This is a genomic window from Stenotrophomonas maltophilia (genome assembly GCF_004920835.1).
GTDB lineage: Bacteria > Pseudomonadota > Gammaproteobacteria > Xanthomonadales > Xanthomonadaceae > Stenotrophomonas > Stenotrophomonas maltophilia_AQ.
The window spans coordinates 1-18516 of record NZ_QFHO01000019.1 but is presented as its reverse complement, the minus strand read 5'-3'; the positions used below and the strand labels follow the sequence as shown (position 1 = coordinate 18516).

At 65.4% G+C, this 18516-nt stretch carries 17 protein-coding genes and 1 riboswitch; of the genes, 5 read left to right on the top strand and 12 right to left on the bottom strand.

Annotated elements, in window-relative coordinates; translation table 11 throughout:
• Positions 1-90: 90 nt before the first annotated feature.
• Positions 91-765 carry a response regulator gene (locus DI041_RS13935; protein WP_136639103.1) on the bottom strand — a complete coding sequence of 225 codons (675 nt, stop codon included), beginning with the start codon at positions 763-765 and terminating at the stop codon, positions 91-93.
• A gap of 129 nt (positions 766-894) precedes the next feature.
• Positions 895-2745 (bottom strand): patatin-like phospholipase family protein, encoded by a 1851-nt coding sequence (locus tag DI041_RS13930; protein ID WP_169050350.1) that lies wholly within the window; start codon positions 2743-2745, stop codon positions 895-897.
• A gap of 154 nt (positions 2746-2899) precedes the next feature.
• A riboswitch (cobalamin riboswitch) is annotated at positions 2900-3114 on the top strand.
• 161 nt (positions 3115-3275) lie between these two features.
• Here DI041_RS13930 and DI041_RS13925 point away from each other — a divergent pair.
• Both DI041_RS13925 and pncA read left to right on the top strand, forming a co-directional pair.
• Complete coding sequence (locus tag DI041_RS13925) at positions 3276-3962, top strand: epoxyqueuosine reductase QueH (RefSeq protein ID WP_428709771.1); 687 nt, start codon at positions 3276-3278, stop codon at positions 3960-3962.
• A 55-nt stretch (positions 3963-4017) separates the two neighbouring features.
• Positions 4018-4644 carry a bifunctional nicotinamidase/pyrazinamidase gene (pncA, locus tag DI041_RS13920; RefSeq protein WP_136639100.1) on the top strand — a complete coding sequence of 209 codons (627 nt, stop codon included), beginning with the start codon at positions 4018-4020 and terminating at the stop codon, positions 4642-4644.
• A gap of 121 nt (positions 4645-4765) precedes the next feature.
• Here pncA and purU read toward each other — a convergent pair whose 3' ends face one another.
• On the bottom strand, positions 4766-5617 hold the full coding sequence (purU, locus tag DI041_RS13915; protein ID WP_136639137.1) for a formyltetrahydrofolate deformylase: 852 nt from the start codon (positions 5615-5617) through the stop codon (positions 4766-4768).
• 114 nt (positions 5618-5731) lie between these two features.
• Here purU and DI041_RS13910 point away from each other — a divergent pair, with 114 nt between their 5' ends.
• Positions 5732-6643, top strand: a complete 912-nt coding sequence (locus DI041_RS13910; protein ID WP_136639099.1) for a LysR family transcriptional regulator — start codon at positions 5732-5734, stop codon at positions 6641-6643.
• A gap of 26 nt (positions 6644-6669) precedes the next feature.
• On the opposite strand, the gene DI041_RS13905 is transcribed toward DI041_RS13910, so the two are convergent.
• The 5 genes from DI041_RS13905 to DI041_RS13885 all read right to left on the bottom strand — a co-directional run bounded on the left by DI041_RS13905 (position 6670) and on the right by DI041_RS13885 (position 10688).
• A complete protein-coding gene (locus tag DI041_RS13905; RefSeq protein WP_136639098.1) occupies positions 6670-7425 on the bottom strand; it encodes a hypothetical protein in 756 nt (251 codons plus the stop codon).
• A 100-nt stretch (positions 7426-7525) separates the two neighbouring features.
• Complete coding sequence (locus tag DI041_RS13900; RefSeq protein ID WP_136639097.1) at positions 7526-8026, bottom strand: hypothetical protein; 501 nt, start codon at positions 8024-8026, stop codon at positions 7526-7528.
• 193 nt (positions 8027-8219) lie between these two features.
• Positions 8220-9320, bottom strand: a complete 1101-nt coding sequence (locus DI041_RS13895) for an NADH:flavin oxidoreductase/NADH oxidase (protein WP_136639096.1) — start codon at positions 9318-9320, stop codon at positions 8220-8222.
• A gap of 107 nt (positions 9321-9427) precedes the next feature.
• Positions 9428-10231, bottom strand: a complete 804-nt coding sequence (locus DI041_RS13890; RefSeq protein WP_136639095.1) for an NAD-dependent protein deacetylase — start codon at positions 10229-10231, stop codon at positions 9428-9430.
• Positions 10232-10286: 55 nt separating this feature from the next.
• Complete coding sequence (locus DI041_RS13885) at positions 10287-10688, bottom strand: acyl-CoA thioesterase (RefSeq protein ID WP_004153688.1); 402 nt, start codon at positions 10686-10688, stop codon at positions 10287-10289.
• 152 nt (positions 10689-10840) lie between these two features.
• Between DI041_RS13885 and DI041_RS13880 the strand changes: the two genes are divergently transcribed.
• Complete coding sequence (locus tag DI041_RS13880; protein ID WP_136639094.1) at positions 10841-11476, top strand: LysE family translocator; 636 nt, start codon at positions 10841-10843, stop codon at positions 11474-11476.
• 157 nt (positions 11477-11633) lie between these two features.
• Here the strand turns inward: DI041_RS13880 and DI041_RS13875 are convergent, their stop codons facing one another.
• Both DI041_RS13875 and DI041_RS13870 read right to left on the bottom strand, forming a co-directional pair.
• Complete coding sequence (locus tag DI041_RS13875; protein WP_012509755.1) at positions 11634-12653, bottom strand: ribonucleotide-diphosphate reductase subunit beta; 1020 nt, start codon at positions 12651-12653, stop codon at positions 11634-11636.
• A gap of 140 nt (positions 12654-12793) precedes the next feature.
• Positions 12794-15205 (bottom strand): ribonucleoside-diphosphate reductase subunit alpha, encoded by a 2412-nt coding sequence (locus DI041_RS13870; RefSeq protein WP_004136104.1) that lies wholly within the window; start codon positions 15203-15205, stop codon positions 12794-12796.
• A 575-nt stretch (positions 15206-15780) separates the two neighbouring features.
• Between DI041_RS13870 and DI041_RS13865 the strand changes: the two genes are divergently transcribed.
• The gene (locus DI041_RS13865) at positions 15781-16617 is read left to right on the top strand and encodes a DUF2884 family protein (protein WP_136640141.1); all 837 of its coding nucleotides are present in this window, start codon (positions 15781-15783) and stop codon (positions 16615-16617) included.
• Positions 16618-16710: 93 nt separating this feature from the next.
• Here DI041_RS13865 and zapE read toward each other — a convergent pair whose 3' ends face one another.
• Positions 16711-17811, bottom strand: coding sequence for a cell division protein ZapE (gene zapE, locus DI041_RS13860; RefSeq protein WP_136640094.1), 1101 nt, complete (start codon positions 17809-17811; stop codon positions 16711-16713).
• Positions 17808-18479: an alpha/beta hydrolase gene (locus DI041_RS13855; RefSeq protein ID WP_136640095.1), complete on the bottom strand. Its 672-nt coding sequence runs from the start codon at positions 18477-18479 to the stop codon at positions 17808-17810. Before DI041_RS13855 ends, zapE begins: the two co-directional genes overlap by 4 nt.
• Positions 18480-18516 lie beyond the last annotated feature (37 nt).

Here is an 18516-nt window from a genome sequence, read left to right as displayed (position 1 = left end):
CACATTGACCGTCCCTGCATACAGACAGCTGGTGCGCGCAGCCAAGAAGCTGAGGGAGATGTGATCTGAATCAAACACCTCGCCTTTCCTTCAACTCTGGATTTGTTCAATCACCATTTCGATCAATCTGGTTGGGCGGCTCGTAGATCCCTGTGCACCCTTCCGCTTTGCCATTTCCTGATTGTCCTGGCGATCTCCTCCCGCTGCATAGATCAAGAACGGCAATTTCACGCCGTTGGATCGAATTCTCTGCAGAAGCGTGTATCCCGCCATCGGATCGGGAGGCCTCCCCATATCTGAAATGACAAGATCAAATCCCTCTCCGCTCAGCAAGCCAGCGGCTTCATCCGTTGAAACTGACGTCCTGACATCAAATCCTATGGCACTCAGCAGGTCGAGCGGCCCACGGTTATTCTGTGGTTCGTCATCGACCCACAAAACCCTCTTTGACCTCGCCTTCTTGAGAACACTGTCAGTCAAAGAATTCTGAACAACGTTCGTCGCATGTCTGGCGGCAACCGCTGCGGGCTCTCCACCTTTGACTGAGATCTCTTCCGCCGCAATCGCCGCCGCGAGCTGTATTTTCTTTGCCGATGCTTCAACTCCAGGCGCCTTGAATGACAATTCTCCGACGTTATCGAGGAGCTGTCTTATTGAAGATCTAAAGATGAAGGCGATGAGGAACGTCGCAAAGGGCCAAGCGACAGCGCCGGGCAAGGTCGAAACTGAGGTAAGAAGCTCTGCGAGCCCATCTATGATCTGCACAACTACCTCTCAACCAGTGCCGTCTTAGACATGATCCGATGCAGGGCTGCGTCTACGCAACTACTTCACTAGGCCGGGAAGGAGAACACCACGAGTGAATCCGTGTTGCCTCGACGCATCGGCCTCTGCTCAATAGATCGGCGTCACTTTCATCTGCGGCAGCGGGCGCGGCGCGCCATCGGTGAGGTCCGGGCCCAGGTCGTACCAGCTGCGTCCCTGCTCGACCATCAATCCCCACAGCTGCTGCGAGGCCAGCCGCTTGTCTTCCGAGCCCAGCTTGTACGACGGCGGCGTCGGCTGGCCGCTGGCAACCATCGCGTACGCAGCACGGTAGGCCAGTACCTGCTGCGCCGGGTCATCGGTACGCGCCACTTCCAGCGTGTAGCGCTGGTAGGCCGAGGCCAGGTTGCGCCAGCGGATCCAGTAGTGGTTCTCGAACGAGAACGAACAGAACCGTGCACCGGCCAGGCTGCCCTTGTCGGCGATGCGGGTCAGCACCTCCTGCGGCATGTCCAGGTTCATGCCGCCCTCGTCGCCCTGCAGGCTGACGTGCACGATGCGGTCGCGGTAGCCCGGTGCACGCGCCTGCAGCAGGTCGCGCCAGTTCTGCATGGTCGCCACCACCGCGAACAGGAAACGGCCCAGCTCCGCAGCGGCCAGCGGTGTGGCGATCGACTGGTAGGTCCGCTGCCAACCGTGGCGGTTCTCGGTGGGCAGGAACACGGCGTGTTCCAGCGCCTGGCGGCCACTGCTGCCGTGGCTCATCTCTTCGGCATGCTGCGGGTAGACCAGATTGATGGCGAAGGTCGGCCAGCGCGGCAACGCGGCATCGAACAGGTGGATCGGGAAGTTGCTGCTGATGCCACCATCGGAGAACCAGCAGATCCGGAACGCGGTGATCACCGGGCCGCAGGTCTGCCCGGCACTGGTCAGCCCTTCCATGCTGTCGGCCACGTTCTGCCCGCCCTCATCTGCAGCCGTCGACGTCGGCTCGCAGCGACGTTCGCGACGCGAGGGCTCATGCAGCGGCACCGCGCTGATCAGCAGCGGGAAGCTGAGGCTCATGCGCGTGGCCACCAGTACCGGCAGCGACGCGCCCTGCGGCAGATGGTAGTAGTTGCGGCCTTCAACCTCGCGCGGTGGGCCGGCACGGTCGACCATCCACTGCACCACACTGGCCGGAAACAGCTGTTCGAACTCCTCGCGCAGGAACCAGAACTGCGCCCCACCCAACGGCAGCGTGCGCGGTTCGTTATGCGACACGCAGGTGGTGATCATCTGCAGGCTGATCGCATGCGGGCTGTCCGGCTCACCGGCATAGCGCGGCGCATCGTGCAGGTCGGCGAAGGTGAGCGGTGCATCCAGCGGCTTGCCTGACAACTGCTGCAGGCACTCGTGCAGCCACTCGGTCAATGCCGGATTGCGCGCGTCGCGGCCGAGGCCGCTGCACAGGCCCAGCAGATTGCGCCGCGCCACCCGCGCCACCCGCAGCGCGGCGCCGGCCACGCCGGCACCATAAGCGCACAGCAGCGACGGCAGCAGCGTGGCGGCCACGCCGCTCCAGCCACCGCCCCACCAGCCCAGGCCCAACAGCAGCGCCAGCGACACCAACACCTCCAGTGGCGCGATCTCGAACACGGCAACGGCCAGGCACAGCAGCTTGTGCGGCAGGCGGGCATTACCGGTCAGCACCACCAGCAGCCGATACGCCGCACGAGCGCCTCGCGCTGGCTGGAACAGGCTGTAGATGAAGCCGCGCCGCGACAGCTGCGCCGACACCGCCGACAACCCGCTGTAGCCTGCGTCGCCGGACAGGTGTTCACCCGCCTGCTGCCGACGATCACCGCACGCCGCTGCCGCTGCCACCGCCGCGGCGATGGCGCCGGCCGAGGTGCCGCCGATGCTCTTGAAGCGATATTCGCGGGCCAGCGCCAGTACCGCATTGGGGTACACGATGCCGCTGGTGATGCCACCTTTCATGACCAGATCGCAGTACTTCGCCGCCACGAGCCACCTCCCGTCTGTCGGTGCCCAGTATGGCAAGAGGCGCTCTCACAGCCTGAGAAACGAGCCACAGCCCTGCACTTTCATTGGGCCTTGACCATTGCCGCCAACGCGTCCACCGTGGGCATGCCGAAGGTATCCCTGCCGTGGCGTTGATGGCGGCAGGGATTTAAACGGGAATCCGGTGAAGGCGCCTTGCGCGCCCATTCCGGAGCTGCCCCGCAGCGGTGAATGGAAACGAATCCTGCCAACAGCACTGGGCTCGCGCCTGGGAAGCGGCAGGTAGTAGGTGGGCTGCGGCCCGTGTCCATCAGCCCGAATACCGGCCCCGGCCAGGGGACACGACCGTCCCCTGACTCGACCTGGAATCTCCGCGGGGAGGTTGCCGGGGCCGTCGTCGTCCTGCGCGTGCAGGCGATGCCGCCGCGCGCGTCCTTTTCACGGTATCCGGCCAGACCTGTTCACCCACGCGCTGATGCATGGGCCACCGCCGTTGCCGGCGGTCCATGCGGTACCTGACGATGACCGAGCTCCAACGCCCCACCCTGACCCTGCCCGCCGACGGCAAGCGCCTGCTGCTGCATTCGTGCTGCGCGCCCTGTTCGGGCGAAGTAATGGAGGCGATCACCGCCTCCGGGATCGACTACGCGATCTTCTTCTACAACCCCAACATCCATCCGGTGAAGGAATACGAACTGCGAAAGCAGGAAAACATCCGCTTCGCCGAACAGCACAACATTCCATTCATCGACTGCGACTACGACACGGACAACTGGTTCAGTCGTGCACGCGGCATGGAGAACGAGCCCGAGCGTGGTATCCGCTGCACGATGTGCTTCGACATGCGTTTCGAGCGCACCGCGCTGTATGCGCACGAGCACGGCTACGACACCATCAGTTCGTCGCTGGGCATTTCGCGCTGGAAGAACATGACGCAGATCAACGACTGTGGCATCCGCGCTGCATCCCGCTATGAAGGCCTGCAGTACTGGGATTACAACTGGCGCAAGGGCGGCGGCGCCAGCCGCATGGTAGAGATCAGCAAGCGCGAGCAGTTCTACCAGCAGGAATACTGCGGCTGCGTGTACTCGCTGCGCGATGCCAACCGCCACCGCCGCGAGAACGGCCGCGAACGGATCAAGATCGGCCTGCTGTACTACGGGCAGGACGCTGAGACGCCGCAGGGCGATTGACGTGTGGGCATGGGGCGGCCACGCTGGTCGCCCCTTCTGTTGTACCGGAACTGCCATGACCGCCCTGCCCGCCGATGTCGCCCTGCTGGTGATCGACCTGCAGCCGGACTTCATGCCCGGCGGTGCGCTGGCCTGCGATCAGGGCGATGCGCTGGTGGCACCGATTGCTGATCTGCTGGCGCAGCGCCGCTACGGCACCGTGGTAGCGACACAGGACTGGCACCCGGCCGACCATGCCTCGTTTGCCAGCCAGCATCCCGGCCAGCGCCCGTTCGAAACCATCCTGCTGCACGCGCAGCCGCAGACCCTGTGGCCGGACCACTGCGTGCAGGGCAGCGCGGGTGCCGCCTTGCACCCGGATGTGGACTGGACCGTGGCCGACCTTATCCTGCGCAAGGGCACCCGCCAGCAAGTGGATTCGTACAGTGCCTTCCGCGAGAACCACGGGCCCGACGGTACTCGTCCCGCCACCGGCCTGGCCGGTTGGCTGCACGAGCGTGGCATCCGCGAGGTGCACGTGTGCGGCCTGGCCCGCGACTACTGCGTGCTGTGGAGCGCGCAGGACGCGGTGAAGTCCGGCTTCCGGGTGAAATTCCTGTGGGAGCTGACCAAGCCGGTGACCGAAGCCAACGACGCGATGGTGCGCGAGGCGCTGGGCAAGGCGGGGATCGCGATTCTGTAGTTTCGACCCGGAAGGGACCGACGGTAGTGCCGGCCGCTGGCCGGCATCTGCACAGGTTCCGTGGCTGCCGGCCAGCGGCCGGCACTACCGGAGCCCGCATGTGCAGGCATTCTTGTCGGATCTACCTGAACACCACCGTGCGGTGCCCGTTGAGCAGGATGCGGTGCTCCACATGCCGGCGCACGGCGCGTGCCAGCACCAGCGATTCGGTATCGCTGCCCAGCCGCACCAGTTCGCGCGGTGCCATCGCGTGGTCCACGCGGGCCACGTCCTGTTCGATGATCGGGCCTTCGTCCAGATCCTCGGTGACGTAGTGCGCGGTGGCGCCGATGATCTTGACGCCGCGCGCGTGCGCCTGGTGGTACGGCTGCGCACCCTTGAAGCTGGGCAGGAAGCTGTGGTGGATGTTGATCGCACGACCGGCCAGGGCGCGGCACAGCGTGGGTGACAGGATCTGCATGTAGCGCGCCAGCACTACCAGGTCGATGCGCTCGCGTTCGACCAGGTCGATGATCTGCTGCTCCTGCACCGCACGCGTATCGGCGGTCACCGGCAGGTGATGGAACGGCACCTGGTAGGACGCGGCCAGCGCTGCGAAGTCGGCATGGTTGGACGCCACCGCCGCGATGTCGACCTTCAGCTGGCCGCTGTGGGCGCGGAACAGCAGGTCGTTGAGGCAGTGCCCCTGCTTGCTGACCAGCACCAGCAATCGTGCGCGGCGTCGGCCATCGTGCAGTTGCCAGTCCATGCCGAAGCCGGCGGCGAGCGTAGCCATGGCGGCGTGTACGGTCTCCAACGGCAGGCTGGCATCGCGGTCGAAGTGCACGCGCAGGAAGAAGCGGCCGCTTTCCTCGTCGCCGAACTGCTGGGCGTCGAGGATGTTGCAGCCGTGGTCGAACAACAGGCCGGACACGCGGTAGACGATGCCGGTACGGTCGGGGCAGGACAGGGTGAGGATGGAATCGGGGCGCATCTTCCGAGTGTAGGGCAGCGACATGCCTGCCGGATCGATGGTCACCGATGCAACCGACCTGCTTGGTTCAGTCCCAAGCGATACTTGGGTTTCTCCATGGCAAGCTGGTCGGTCATGAACCTGTTGCAACTGATCCGCAGCTTCACCCGCACCGCAGAGACCGGCAGCATTGCCGCTGCGGCCCGCATCCTTGGCATCAGCGCCACCGCAGTCGGCCAGAACATCAACCGGCTGGAGGCGCATCTGGGCGTACGGTTGCTGAACCGAAGTACGCGCCAGCTGGCCCTCAGCGAGGCCGGCGCGCTGTACCTGGCGCAGGTGCGCCACATCGAAGCCGACCTGGCACGCGCGCAGGCGATGGTCACCTCCGGTGACATCGAACCGGCCGGACCGCTGCGCATCGCCAGCAGCAGCGCGTTCGGTCGCCACGTGCTTGCGCCGTTGCTGCCTTCGCTGCAGCAGCGCTACCCGCAACTGCAGCTGGAGCTGCGGCTGACCGACCGCGCCGTGCAGCATGGTCCGGAGGCGGTGGATGCCAGCATCCGCATCGGTGCGCAGCTGGAGGACGGCGTGGTCGCGCGGCAACTGGCGCGCGTGCCCTTCGTGTTCTGTGCCTCACCGGCCTATCTGAAGGCACATGGCACGCCGCAGCTACCCTCCGACCTGAGCGGCCATCGCGGTCTGCTGCACCGCTTTCCCACCGACGGCCGGCCGCTGCGCTGGGGCCTGCTGAAGGATGGCCAGCGCGTGGGCACCGCGCTGCCGCCGAGCATGGTCTGCGATGACATCGACGCGTTGGCGACGCTGGCGGCGGCCGGTGCCGGCATCACCCGGCTGGCTGCGTTCGTGGCCGAGCCGTACCTGCGCGATGGCCGCCTGCAGGCGGTGTTCGGCGCCGATACCGCGTGGCGACCGGAGCCGATGGAAGTCTATTTCTGCGTCAGCGACCGTCGCGACTTCACCGCCAAGATCCGCGCGCTGTTCGAGCACCTGCAGGCTGGCATCGCGCCGGCCTGGCGGGTGTGACGGGGAAGAGCGGAGGGCCTTCGCGGTCAGAAACTCTCCTTCAGGCTCATCAGGTGAGCACTGGCCTCTGCCCATCCTGTCAGGGTGCGCAGGCGCAGCCCATTCCTGAAAACATGGAATACCGGAGTTTCATGGACATCCAGTTCTTTCCAGCCCGCGGGCCCCGCTTGGAGCAACATGGGATGAGAGGGATTGCTTCTGTTCCACTCGCTGACACCCGGCTGCGGCCATGCAGGAGATCGACGCACGACAAAGCGCACGCTGGATCGAATCCATGTCCATTCTGGTTCGTTCATGATCACGTGCATCGCGCGTCGCGAGGGAGCGCATGCCGGACTGACATAGGCGACCACCTCCAATCCCTCCCTGTACGTCCACCCCCGCCATTCCAGCTTTCCACTCGCAAGAGGGTGGAGAACGCCCTGCTGGCCAGGCGCGTTCCGCTCTATCTCGGGAAGTTCATCTACACGCAATGACGCCATCTCACGCAGCTCATTGGCCTCAGCAAAATGTCGAACCTGCACCAGAACCGCGTGCATTTTCCGGTGCGTTGTCTCTGTGGCAATACCTCTCCGCCCCAGTTCCGCATGAATGCATCGGACCTTGCCAAGCCATTTCTCGTCTCCAACGTACATTGAGATGTAGAAGCTGGCGCGGAACGCGGCCTCAAGGTCCAGATCGCTCAAACTGCCGCAACCATCCCCTGATGGTCTGGAAGACTCCCATGACGAATAGCCATCCACCAGCTTCTCGACTCGGTCTGAAGCGCCAGCGGCCAACATCTCCCGGTCCATTTCACGCAGTTGAGCGTCTACTGGAGTTGCTGCCCACGTACTTGTGGGCAGCAGCAAACACCAAAGCAGCATGCGACCAATCATGCGATCAGCAACTCGACATGCAGATGCTGCTCATGGAGGTTGAACAGGTCGCACGCCCTGAACAGGCGTAGCCCGGATAATCTTCGAATACCGGGTTTGGATTGGCCGACTGCACGACCACATGATCCGCTTCCGACTCCTGCCGCAATCCCGGGATGTGCACAATTGCGCGCTGTGCCCCGAAGAGTGACAGGAGCCGATAGGCTTCACCTGCACTCAGTTCGGAGACGATGGGCTCGTAGCTGAAGCTGGCCAGTCCCCGATCTCCAAACACCAGCGAATCGACAAACTGCTTGCGCGCAAGGGGTGAAAGCAACATCAGTGGGGATTCGGGAGAGAGCTCGATCATGTGAAGATCAAGCCGCCCCCGCGAGTTCACAGGGGCGTGCATGAGCGAGACATTCTCCGCCCCGGTGACACTCACCACGTCATCACCTGCGACGGCAGGCATTGATAGAGGCAGTGAGAAAGCCGAGAGCAGAACAACCAGCATCATGGGTTTCATTGCGTTTCTCCATTGGCTGCACAACCGTGTGTGCAGCTCAACGTTGCAATGTCCGCACCCAGCGCAATGAGGTGTCATTCACATAAAGTGGTATCCGCAATCATTCCTAGTTCGTTGCGACAGGCTATGCCGCAACTCGCCGCCGCGTAGATCCCCTGCATCCTGAAGCGTCACAATGCGCTCGCAGATTGCGTCAGCGCGCCTTGAACACGCCGCGCGCATCGCGTGGCTCACAGCGCAGGTACTGGGGCGCAGCGTCCACGCTGTCGCGCAATGCTGCGGCAGCGTGCCACGGCCAACGCGGGTCGTAGAGGATGCCGCGCGCCAGGGCCACGGCATCGGCGTGGCGGTGGCGCAGAATCGACTCGGCCTGTTCCGGTTCGGTGATCATGCCCACCGCGATCACCGGCATGCGCACCTTGGCCTTGATCGCCGCGGCGAACGGCACCTGGTAACCGGGGCCGACGGTGATCTTCTGGCGCTCGTCCAGGCCACCGCTGGAGACATGCAGGAAGTTGCAGCCGCGCGCGTCCAGCACCTGGGCCAGCGCCTCGCTCTGCACCAGGTCCCAGCCGCCATCGACCCAATCGCTGGCAGAGATGCGCACGCCCACGGCGACCTTGTCGGACACCACCGCACGCACCGCGTCGAACACTTCCACCAGCAGGCGCAGGCGGTTCGGCAGCGAGCCGCCGTAGCCATCGGTGCGGCGGTTGCTCAGCGGCGACAGGAACTGGTGCAGCAGGTAACCGTGCGCGGCGTGCAGCTCGATCAGCTCGAAGCCCAGGCGCTCGGCGCGCACCGCACTGGCGGCGAAGGCGGCGATGATTTCGGCGATGCCGGCTTCGTCCAGCTCCTGCGCTGCCGGATCGGTGGCATGGAACGGAAGTGGCGACGGTGCCAGCGTGGCCCAGCCACGCGCATCGTCGGCCGGCAACTGGCCACCGCCGTCCCACGGACGCTTCACCGAGGCCTTGCGGCCGGCGTGGCCCAACTGGATGCCCAGCGGCATCGGCGACCAGCGGCGGACGCTGGCCAGCACCTGCGCCAGCGCGGCCTCGGTGCCATCGTCCCACAGGCCCAGGTCGGCCCAGCTGATGCGGCCGCGCGGCTCGACGGCAGTGGCTTCCAGGATCAGCAGGCCGGCGCCGGACTGCGCCAGGTTGCCCAGGTGCATGGCATGCCAGTCGCTGGCGCGGCCGTCTTCGGCGGAGTACTGGCACATCGGCGCGATGACGATGCGGTTGGACAGGGTCAGGGGGCCGAACGAGATCGGCGAAAACAGCTGGGTCACGGCGAGGCGGGGGAGAAGCGGATGGGGGGGCGTATTGCACCGCCGCACGGCCTGCGAATCAACCGTCTGGATGGATCGCTGTTTCGTGGGAAGGCGCAGACGCTGGGTCAGCGCACCCAGCCGGCCAGCGCCTCGGCGCAGTCGCGCTCGTCCTTGAACTGCAGCAGGTCGTCGGCGCGGGTGCGGCCACGGTTCAGCGCGGCTACCGGCAGCCCCGCCTTGGCTGCGGCCTGCACGAAGCGGAAACCGGAATAGACCATCAGCGAGGAACCCACCACCAGCACCGCGTCGGCCTGCTGCAGGTGATCGTGCACCGCCGCCACGCGTTCACGCGGCACGTTTTCGCCGAAGAACACCACGTCCGGCTTCAACACGCCGCTGCAGTGCGGGCACTCGGGCACCACAAACGTGGAGAAATCGGTCTCCAGGTCGGCGTCGCCATCCGGGGCGATGCCGGCCTCCAGCGCGTCCCAGCCGGGGTTGGCGTCCAGCAGGCGCTGTTGGAATTCCTCACGGCCACTGCGGCGCTCGCAGCCCATGCAGCGCACCAGATCCAGACGGCCGTGCAGGTCGATGACGTTGTGGCTGCCGGCACGCTGGTGCAGGCCGTCCACATTCTGCGTCAGCAGCACCTGCAGCGTGCCGCGCGCTTCCAGCGCGGCCAGGGCCTGGTGGGTGCCGTTGGGCTGGGCCAGGCCGAAGCGCGGCCAACCCAGCAGGCTGCGCGCCCAGTAGCGCTGGCGGGTGGCCGCCTCGCCCATGAAGGCCTGGTAAGTCACCGGCGGCGTGCGTTTCCACTGGCCATCGGTATCCCGGTAATCGGGAATGCCCGAAGCGGTACTGCAACCAGCGCCGGTCAGTACGAACAGGCGCTGGGCGCGGTCGATGAAGTCGGTCAGTGGCGGGGTCATGGCTGCCAGATGGGGGCGCGGCGGCGCCCCCGCAAGCGCAGGTTCAGCCGGCGGATCAGGCTGCCGGCAGCGGCGGCACCGCGATCGGATGGCCTTCCTCGTCCAGCGCGATCATCACGAAGTGGCCGCGGGTGCACAGCTTGCGCTCGCCGCTGTGCAGGTCTTCGGCGACCAGTTCCACCTCCACCTTCATCGAGCTGCGGCCGACTTCGACGATGCGGCCAATGGTTTCCACCATCTGGCCGATGCGGATCGGCAGCTTGAAGTCGACCTGGTCGCTGCGCGCGGTCACCACGGTGCGGCGCGAGTAGCGGGCGGCCGCCAGGAACGCGGCCTTGTCCATCCACGCCAGCGCCTGGCCACCGAACAGGGTGCCAAGGTGGTTGGTGTGGTTGGGGAAGACGATTTCGGCCATGCGCACTTCGGTGGGCGGCACGGTCTCGGGGATCGGGGTCATGGGGGTGCTTCGGTGTGGGGTGCTGCGGATTCTAAGCGACCGGCGTGATGGCCATCGGAATGCACGTGCAACGGTCACCCGGCAGCGGCGCCTGCGCAGGCCGCGCCTGTGGCAGGCGTTACACTGCGCCACGCCCACTGCCAGGACTGCCCATGCCCGCCACTTCCGACCTGCTGGCCTTTGCGCTGGTCTCGCTGGCCATGGTGCTCACGCCCGGGCCGAACATGATCTACGTGATCTCGCGCTCGATCTGCCAGGGGCCGGTGGCAGGCCTGATCTCGCTGGGCGGGGTGGCGCTGGGCTTCGTGTTCTACATGCTGTGCGCGGCACTGGGCATCACCGCCTTGCTGATGACCGTACCGTTCGCCTACGACGCGCTGCGCATCGGTGGCGCGCTGTACCTGCTGTACCTGGCCTGGCAGGCGCTCAAGCCCGGCGGCCGCTCGCCGTTCGCGGTACGCGAGCTTCCACAGGACAGCCCGCGCAAGCTGTTCACGATGGGCTTCCTGACCAATCTATTGAACCCCAAGGTGGCGGTGATGTACCTGTCGCTGCTGCCGCAGTTCCTGCACCCGGACAGCGAAGGCAGCGTGTTGATGCAATCGGTGGTGCTGGGCTCCACCCAGATCGCGGTGAGTGTGACCGTGAACGGCATCATCGCGGTGACCGCGGGCAGCATTGCCGGCTTCCTCGCCGCGCGCCCGACCTGGCAGGTGGTGCAACGCTGGCTGATGGGCACGGTGCTGGCCGGGCTGGCGGTGCGCATGGCGGTGGAAGGGCGGCGGTAAGACATACGGTAGCGCCGGGCCATGCCCGGCGAGCGCGCAGCGCGGCCGACGTTGTCCGTCGTGCCGGACAGTTTCCGCCGAGCATGGCCCGGCGCTACCAACAAAAAACCCCGGCGTTGGCCGGGGTTTCTCGTTGCGACAGGCCTGACCGGTTCGATCAGAAGTTCATGTCGAAGGCGACTTCGCCCTGCACGCCCACCTGGTAGGCCGAGGCGCGGCGTTCGAAGAAGTTGGTCAGTTCCTGCACGTCCTGCAGTTCCATGAAGCTCAGCGGGTTGCGCACGTTGTACTTGCGCTCCATGCCCAGGCGATGGAAATGGTTGTCGGCGCAGTGCTGCAGGTACTGGCGCATGTCACGGGTGGAGATGCCCGCCACGCCACCGGACAGCACGTCCTCGGCGAACTGCACTTCGCACTCGATCGCTTCGGCCAGCATGTCATAGACATCCTGCTTCATCTTGTCGTCGAACAGGTCCGGCTCTTCCTCGCGGATCACGTCCACGCACTCGAAGGCGAAGTCCATGTGCGCGCTTTCGTCGCGGAACACCCAGTTGGTGCCCGAAGCCAGGCCGTTGAGCAGGCCGCGCGAACGGAAGTAGTAGACGTAGGCGAACGCGGCGAAGAAGAACAGGCCTTCGATGCACGCAGCGAAGCAGATCTGGTTGAGCAGGAACTGGCGACGCTCTTCGCGGGTCTCGATGCGCTTCAGGTTCTGGATCGAGTCGATCCACTTGAAGCAGAAATCGGCCTTCTTCTTGATCGAGTCGATGTTCTCCACCGCGGCGAAGGCTTTGACGCGCTCGTCCGGATCCGGCAGGTAGTTGTCGAGCAGGGTCAGGTAGAACTGCACGTGCAGCGCTTCTTCATACAGCTGGCGCGACAGGTACATGCGCGCTTCGGGCGCGTTCAAGTGCTGGTACAGGTTCAGCACCAGGTTGTTGGACACGATCGAATCGCCGGTGGCGAAGAAGGCGACCAGGCGGTGGATCAGGTGGCGCTCGCCCGGCGACATCTTGCTGTGCAGGTCGCTGATGTCGATCTGGAAGTTGATCTCTTCCACCGTCCAGGTGTTCTTGATCGCATTCCGGTACATGTCATAGAACTGCGGGTAGCGCATGGGGCGCAGGGTCAGTTCAAAACCGGGATCGAGCAGCATCTGCTTGGGCTTGTCGGCCATGGGTGTTTCCTTGTCTTCTCGGGTCAAAACGCCGGGCGTGGCCCGGCGCTACCTTGTCATTCCAGCAGCCGAGCATGGCTCGGCTCTATAAGTGCGAAGTGTTCGAGTGCCGACCAACGGTCGGCACCCACCACGCAATGTTACTGGCAGGCTTCGCAGGCTTCCGGGTTCTCCAGCGAGCAGGCGATGGCCTCTTCCGGGCTGAACACCTTCTCCGGGGCGGCGCCTGCGGCGTGGCTGACCGTGGTCTTGGCGATCTTGGTGGCCGGACGCGAACGCAGGTAGTAGGTGGTCTTGATGCCCTGCTTCCAGGCGTACATGTACATGGAGGACATCGCGCCGATGTTCGGGCTTTCCATGAACAGGTTGAGCGAGGCGGACTGGTCGATGAAGGCGCCACGGTCGGCGGCCATGTCGATCAGCGAACGCATCGGCAGTTCCCACGCGGTGCGGTAGACGTGGCGCAGCGTTTCCGGAATCTGCGTGATGCCCTGGATCGAGCCTTCGGCCAGCTTGATCGCGTCGCGCATTTCCGGGGTCCAGTGGCCCAGCTTCTTCAGCTCGTTCACCAGGTAGCGGTTGACCTGCAGGAAGTCACCGGACAGGGTTTCGCGCTTGAACAGGTTGGACACCTGCGGTTCAACGCACTCGTAGCAGCCGGCAATCGAGGCGATGGTCGCGGTCGGTGCGATGGCGATCATCAGCGAGTTGCGCAGGCCATGTTCCTTGATGCGCTCGCGCAGGCTATCCCAACGCTCGGCGTCTTCGGGCACCACGTTCCAGGCATCGAACTGCAGCTCGCCGCTGGCCGCACGGGTGTCGGCGAAGGACGGGTGCTTGCCGCGTTCCTGGGCCAGTTCGACCGAGGTTTCCAGCGCGTGGAAGTAAATGGTCTCGGCGATCTTCTTCGACAGCGCGCGGGCTTCGGCGCCGTCGAACGGCAGGCGCTTGCGGAAGAACACGTCCTGCAGGCCCATGCAGCCCAGGCCGACCGGGCGCCAGCGCAGATTGCCACGGCGCGCCGATTCGATCGGGTAGAAGTTCAGGTCGATCACGCGGTCGAGCTGGCGCACGGCCAGTCGCACGGTGTCGGCCAGCTTGTCAAAATCGAACTCGCCGTTGCCGTCGAAGTGGTTGCCCAGGTTGATCGAACCCAGGTTGCACACCGCGGTCTCTTCGGCCGAGGTGACTTCCAGGATTTCGGTGCACAGGTTGGACAGGTGGATCACGTTGCCGGCGCGCAGGGTCTGGTTGCTGGCGCGGTTGCACTTGTCCTTGAAGGTCATCCAGCCGTTGCCGGTCTCGGCCAGGGTGCGCATCATCCGCGAGTACAGCTTGCGCGCGGAGATGGTGCGGTTGGCCTTGCCCTGTGCCTCGGCCTGCAGGTAGGCGGCTTCGAAGGCTTCACCGAACAGGTCGGTGAACTCCGGCACCACGCGCGGATCGAACAGCGACCATTCCTGGTCGGCCTCGACGCGCTTCATGAACAGGTCCGGGATCCAGTTGGCCAGGTTCAGGTTGTGCGCACGGCGCGATTCGTCGCCGGTGTTGTCACGCAGTTCAAGGAAGTCCTCGACGTCGGCGTGCCAGGTTTCCAGGTAGACGCAGGCCGCGCCCTTGCGCTTGCCGCCCTGGTTCACCGCAGCCACCGACGAATCCATGGTCTTCAGCCACGGCACGATACCGTTGGAATGGCCGTTGGTGGACTTGATCAGCGAGCCGCGCGAACGCACGCGGGTGTAGCTGACGCCGATACCGCCGGAGAACTTGGACAGCTGGGCGATATCGCCGTACTTGGAGTAGATCGACTCCAGCGAATCCTGCGGCGAATCCAGCAGGAAGCACGAGGACAGCTGCTCGTGGGTGGTGCCGGAGTTGAACAGGGTCGGGCTGGACGGCAGGTAGTCCAGGTTGCCCATGCGCTTGTACAGCGCCAGGGCCTCGGGCACGTCCTCGCTGAGCGCGCTGGCGATACGCAGGAAGAACTGCTGCGGGGTCTCGATCACCTTGCGGGTGTGCGGATGGCGCAGCAGGTAACGGTCGTACAGGGTACGCAGGCCGAAGTAATCGAAGTTCAGGTCCAGCGACATGTCGATCGCATCGTTGAGCTTGCGTGCGTTGGTCTGCACGAAGTTCAGCAGGCGGTCGTTGATCAGGCCCACTTCGTGACCACGACCAACCGACTGCGAGAAGGCATAGATTTCCTGGCCCGAGACTTCCTTGGCGATGTAGTTGGCCAGCAGGCGCGCGGCCAGGCGGCCGTACTCGGGCTCTTCACCGATCAGCAGGGCGGCGGTGCGGATGGACAGTTCGTCCAGCTCGCGGGTGGTGGCGCCGTTGTACAGGCCGGAAATGGTGCGGGTTGCCACGCGCATCGGATCGACGGCGTGCAGGCCTTCGGAGGAACGCTGCACCGCGCGCACGATCTTGTTCAGATCCACCAGCTCGGTCGTGCCATTGCGCTTGGTCACACTCATCGCGTTGGCCGTCGGCGGCGACGTCAACAGGAATTCGCTTTCCTTCTCGATGGTGGCGCTGGATTCGGTGGTCACGGCGTGAGTCCTCTTGGCGTGATGGATGGTGGCTCGGTGCATCGGATGACGCGGCCCGGGACGTGACACCCCAGCATTGCAGACCGGCGTCGCAGGAATTGAGACCTGCGCCTGTGGCTGCTGCTGGTAGTGCTGACCGGTGCCGCTTCGGGCGTGGAGGGCGCATCACCGGAGGGTCCGGCGATCCATTCCATGGACCCGGCGGCTTGGGGTTCCCAACGCCGTCAGCCACAAGATAGTGGGGGTCAGGGGGTCCGTCAACGCCAAATGTAGTGAAATTCGGCAATCCCTTGCGCCGCAAGGATCGGGCCGTCGGCGCCCGCTTTGGACGCTTTGAACCTGCTGGAACGGGCTGCGCAGTCAAGCCCGAAAAACGTCACGGCGGTAGCAATCAGCGCCCCACCAGCGGAACGATGACAGCTTCACATGACAGTGATGAAACTGGCTAGGGACAACCCTGTGGATAGATGGTGGGCAGCCGGTGGGAATCCGGTGGACGGGTGACTTCCGGCCGGTGACGGCCTCGCGCTGGCAGCGGATGCTGGGGACCTTCGGTTCCGGAGAAGGATGTTCCGATGCGCCTGTCACTGCCCGCCCTGGCCCTGCTGCCCGCCCTGTTCATTGCCCCGGCACTGGCCGCCGAAGGACCGGACCTGCGTTCAGACCAGTGCGGCATCCATACCGACTACGACGTGCTGGTGGACAGCGGCGGCATCTGGCTGCGGCACGGCCCACAGGCACCGCATGAAGTGGTGTTCCACAACGGCGAGCTGAGCCTGGACGGCAGGATGGTGACGGTCAGCACCGCCGACGCCGCCCGCCTGCGGCAGATGGAGGCCGGCGCCCGCCAGCTGATGCCGGCGGCCACGGCGTTGGCCCACGAAGTCTCCGGGGTCACCTTCGATGCGCTGGACGCCGCCTTCGAGGCCATCACCGGCAAGTCCCGCAACCGCCAGATGCGTGCGATGCGCGGCGAGATGCAGGACTGGATCGACGCCAGCCTGGGCCGAGGCTACTGGGAGCAGGAGACGTTCGGCGACGGCTTCGACGCGCACATCGAGCAGATGGCCGAGACGATGGCCGGGTCGATGACCCGCAGCGTGTTGTGGCAGGTGTTCACCGGCCGCGCCGGCGCCATGGAGCGCCGCGCCGACCGCCTCGATGCCGAAGTCGACCGCCGCATGGAAGCGCGCAGCCAGCAGCTGGAGGCCAAGGCGATGGCACTGTGCCCCCTGGTGCAGTCGCTGGCTGCGGCCCATGACGCGCTGGAGGTGCGCTATCAGGGCCAGCCGCTACGGCTGCTGGAGCGCGACGCGAGCGTACGGGTGGAGCACGGCACCGGCTCGGGGCTGCATGTCTCGGCCGGGCCGGATGAGCAGCCACGTGGGAATGCCGTGGCACCCTCCCGATAACTGCGCTGCGTATGCCGGCCAGCGGCCGGCACTACCGGAACCCTAGCGTGGTAGTGCCGGCCGCTGGCCGGCAACGCACTCCCGCAGAACCCCTCACGCCCGGTGCGGGGTACCCAGGTATTCGGCGCTCTGCATTTCAATCAGGCGCGAGGCGGTGCGCTCGAACGCGCCCTGCAGGCGGGTGCCGGAATACAGCTCGACCGGCGAAGTGCTGGCGGTACAGACCAGGTTGACATGGCGGTCGTACAGCTCGTCGATCAGATTGACGAAGCGGCGCGCGGCATCTTCGTTCAGGCGGTCGAACGCAGGGATGCCGCCCAGCAGCACGGTGTTGAACTCGTGCGCGATCTCGATGTAGTCCGACGGGCCGCGCGGGCCCTCGCACAGGGCGGCGAAATCGAACCAGGCAATGCTCTTGCCACGGCCACGAACCGGGATCTTGCGGCCCTCGATCTCGATGTTGCCGGTCTTGGCCGGCTGGCCGCCACTCAATTCGTTCCAGCGCGTGGCCAGCCAGTCGTCGCTGTCGGCGGCCAACGGTGCGCGGTACACCGGCGAGCGGGTCAGCGCGCGCATGCGGTAGTCCTCGGTGCCCTCGGCGTACAGCTCGACGCAGAAGCGCTGCAGCAGGCCGATGGCCGGCATGAAACTCTCACGCTGCAAGCCGTTGAGGTACAGGTTTTCCACCGCCGTATTGGAAGTAGTGACCAGGGTCACGCCCTCGGCGAACATCCGCTCCAGCAGCCGCGCCAGCAACATGGCGTCGCCGATGTCGGTGACGAAGAATTCGTCCAGCACCAGCACGCGCAGGTTGCTGCGCCACTCCTGGGCGATCTTCGCCAGAGGATCGCTCTGCCCCTGGTGCTCACGCAGGCGCTCGTGGACGCTGCGCATGAAACGGTGGAAATGGGTGCGGTACTTCTGCTTGATCGGCAGGCCGTCGTAGAACAGGTCGACCAGGAAGGTCTTGCCACGACCGACGCCGCCCCAGAAGTACAGGCCCTTGACCGGCTCGGGCTTCTTCCAGAACGAGGACAGGCGGTCCAGCCAGCCGTCCTCGGCACTGTCCAGCAGGCCCAGGTGGATGCGGTCCAGTTCGGCCAGCGCGGCGTGCTGGGCCGGGTCGTTCTGCCAGTCGCCACGGGCAACCCCTTCCGCGTACCGCTGCGACGGGGTCAACTCGGTTGCACTCATGCCGCCGCGCCCAGCCAGTGCTTGACGCCGTGGGTCAACGCGCCGCGCAGATCGATCAGCTTGCGGTGGAAGAAGTGGCTGGTCTCCGGCATGCGTACCAGCTCATGCGGGAACGCCAGCGTGTCCAGCCACTGGTAGACGGCCTGCGGATCGACGATCTCGTCCTGCTCGCCCTGTATCACCAGCCAGCGCGCCGGGGGCGCGATGCCATCGAAATCCCAGCGGCCGGCCGGCGGCGCGATCGAGATCAGCGCTTCCGGCTGCAGCTCGGCAGCAGCCTTCAACGAAACGAACGAGCCGAAGCTGAAACCGGCCAGCCACAGGCGGTCGTCGGGGCGCTGGCTCTGCACCCAGGCGGCAACCGCCTTCAGGTCGTCCTGCTCGCCCACGCCGTGATCGAACTCACCGGCCGAACCACCGACGCTGCGGAAGTTGAAGCGCACCGTGGCGATGCCCAGCTCGCGCAGGGTGGTGGCGGTCATGGTGACCACCTTGTTGTGCAGGGTGCCGCCTTCGGTGGACAGCGGATGGCAGATGATGGCCACGATCGGCTGCGCCGGCACATCGGCCTTGGGCAGGTCGACGACCACCTCCAGCGGACCAACCGGGCCATCCAGCACCAGGCATGCAGTTTCGCCAGCGGCGACAGGGAACGAGGGCTTGTGCATGGCACCATGATAGCGTCCCCCGCCCCTGCCCTGTGCC

What these genes read in the sequence shown, in the direction of transcription:
- DI041_RS13930 (WP_169050350.1), bottom strand. Translation starts at nt 2,745, where the DNA reads ATGAAAGGTGGCATCACCAGCGGCATCGTGTACCCCAATGCGGTACTG.
- DI041_RS13925 (WP_428709771.1), top strand. Translation starts at nt 3,276, where the DNA reads ATGCGGTACCTGACGATGACCGAGCTCCAACGCCCCACCCTGACCCTG.
- pncA (WP_136639100.1), top strand. Translation starts at nt 4,018, where the DNA reads ATGACCGCCCTGCCCGCCGATGTCGCCCTGCTGGTGATCGACCTGCAG.
- purU (WP_136639137.1), bottom strand. Translation starts at nt 5,617, where the DNA reads ATGCGCCCCGATTCCATCCTCACCCTGTCCTGCCCCGACCGTACCGGC.
- DI041_RS13910 (WP_136639099.1), top strand. Translation starts at nt 5,732, where the DNA reads ATGAACCTGTTGCAACTGATCCGCAGCTTCACCCGCACCGCAGAGACC.
- DI041_RS13905 (WP_136639098.1), bottom strand. Translation starts at nt 7,425, where the DNA reads ATGTTGGCCGCTGGCGCTTCAGACCGAGTCGAGAAGCTGGTGGATGGC.
- DI041_RS13900 (WP_136639097.1), bottom strand. Translation starts at nt 8,026, where the DNA reads ATGAAACCCATGATGCTGGTTGTTCTGCTCTCGGCTTTCTCACTGCCT.
- DI041_RS13890 (WP_136639095.1), bottom strand. Translation starts at nt 10,231, where the DNA reads ATGACCCCGCCACTGACCGACTTCATCGACCGCGCCCAGCGCCTGTTC.
- DI041_RS13885 (WP_004153688.1), bottom strand. Translation starts at nt 10,688, where the DNA reads ATGACCCCGATCCCCGAGACCGTGCCGCCCACCGAAGTGCGCATGGCC.
- DI041_RS13880 (WP_136639094.1), top strand. Translation starts at nt 10,841, where the DNA reads ATGCCCGCCACTTCCGACCTGCTGGCCTTTGCGCTGGTCTCGCTGGCC.
- DI041_RS13875 (WP_012509755.1), bottom strand. Translation starts at nt 12,653, where the DNA reads ATGGCCGACAAGCCCAAGCAGATGCTGCTCGATCCCGGTTTTGAACTG.
- DI041_RS13865 (WP_136640141.1), top strand. Translation starts at nt 15,781, where the DNA reads ATGCGCCTGTCACTGCCCGCCCTGGCCCTGCTGCCCGCCCTGTTCATT.
- zapE (WP_136640094.1), bottom strand. Translation starts at nt 17,811, where the DNA reads ATGAGTGCAACCGAGTTGACCCCGTCGCAGCGGTACGCGGAAGGGGTT.
- DI041_RS13855 (WP_136640095.1), bottom strand. Translation starts at nt 18,479, where the DNA reads ATGCACAAGCCCTCGTTCCCTGTCGCCGCTGGCGAAACTGCATGCCTG.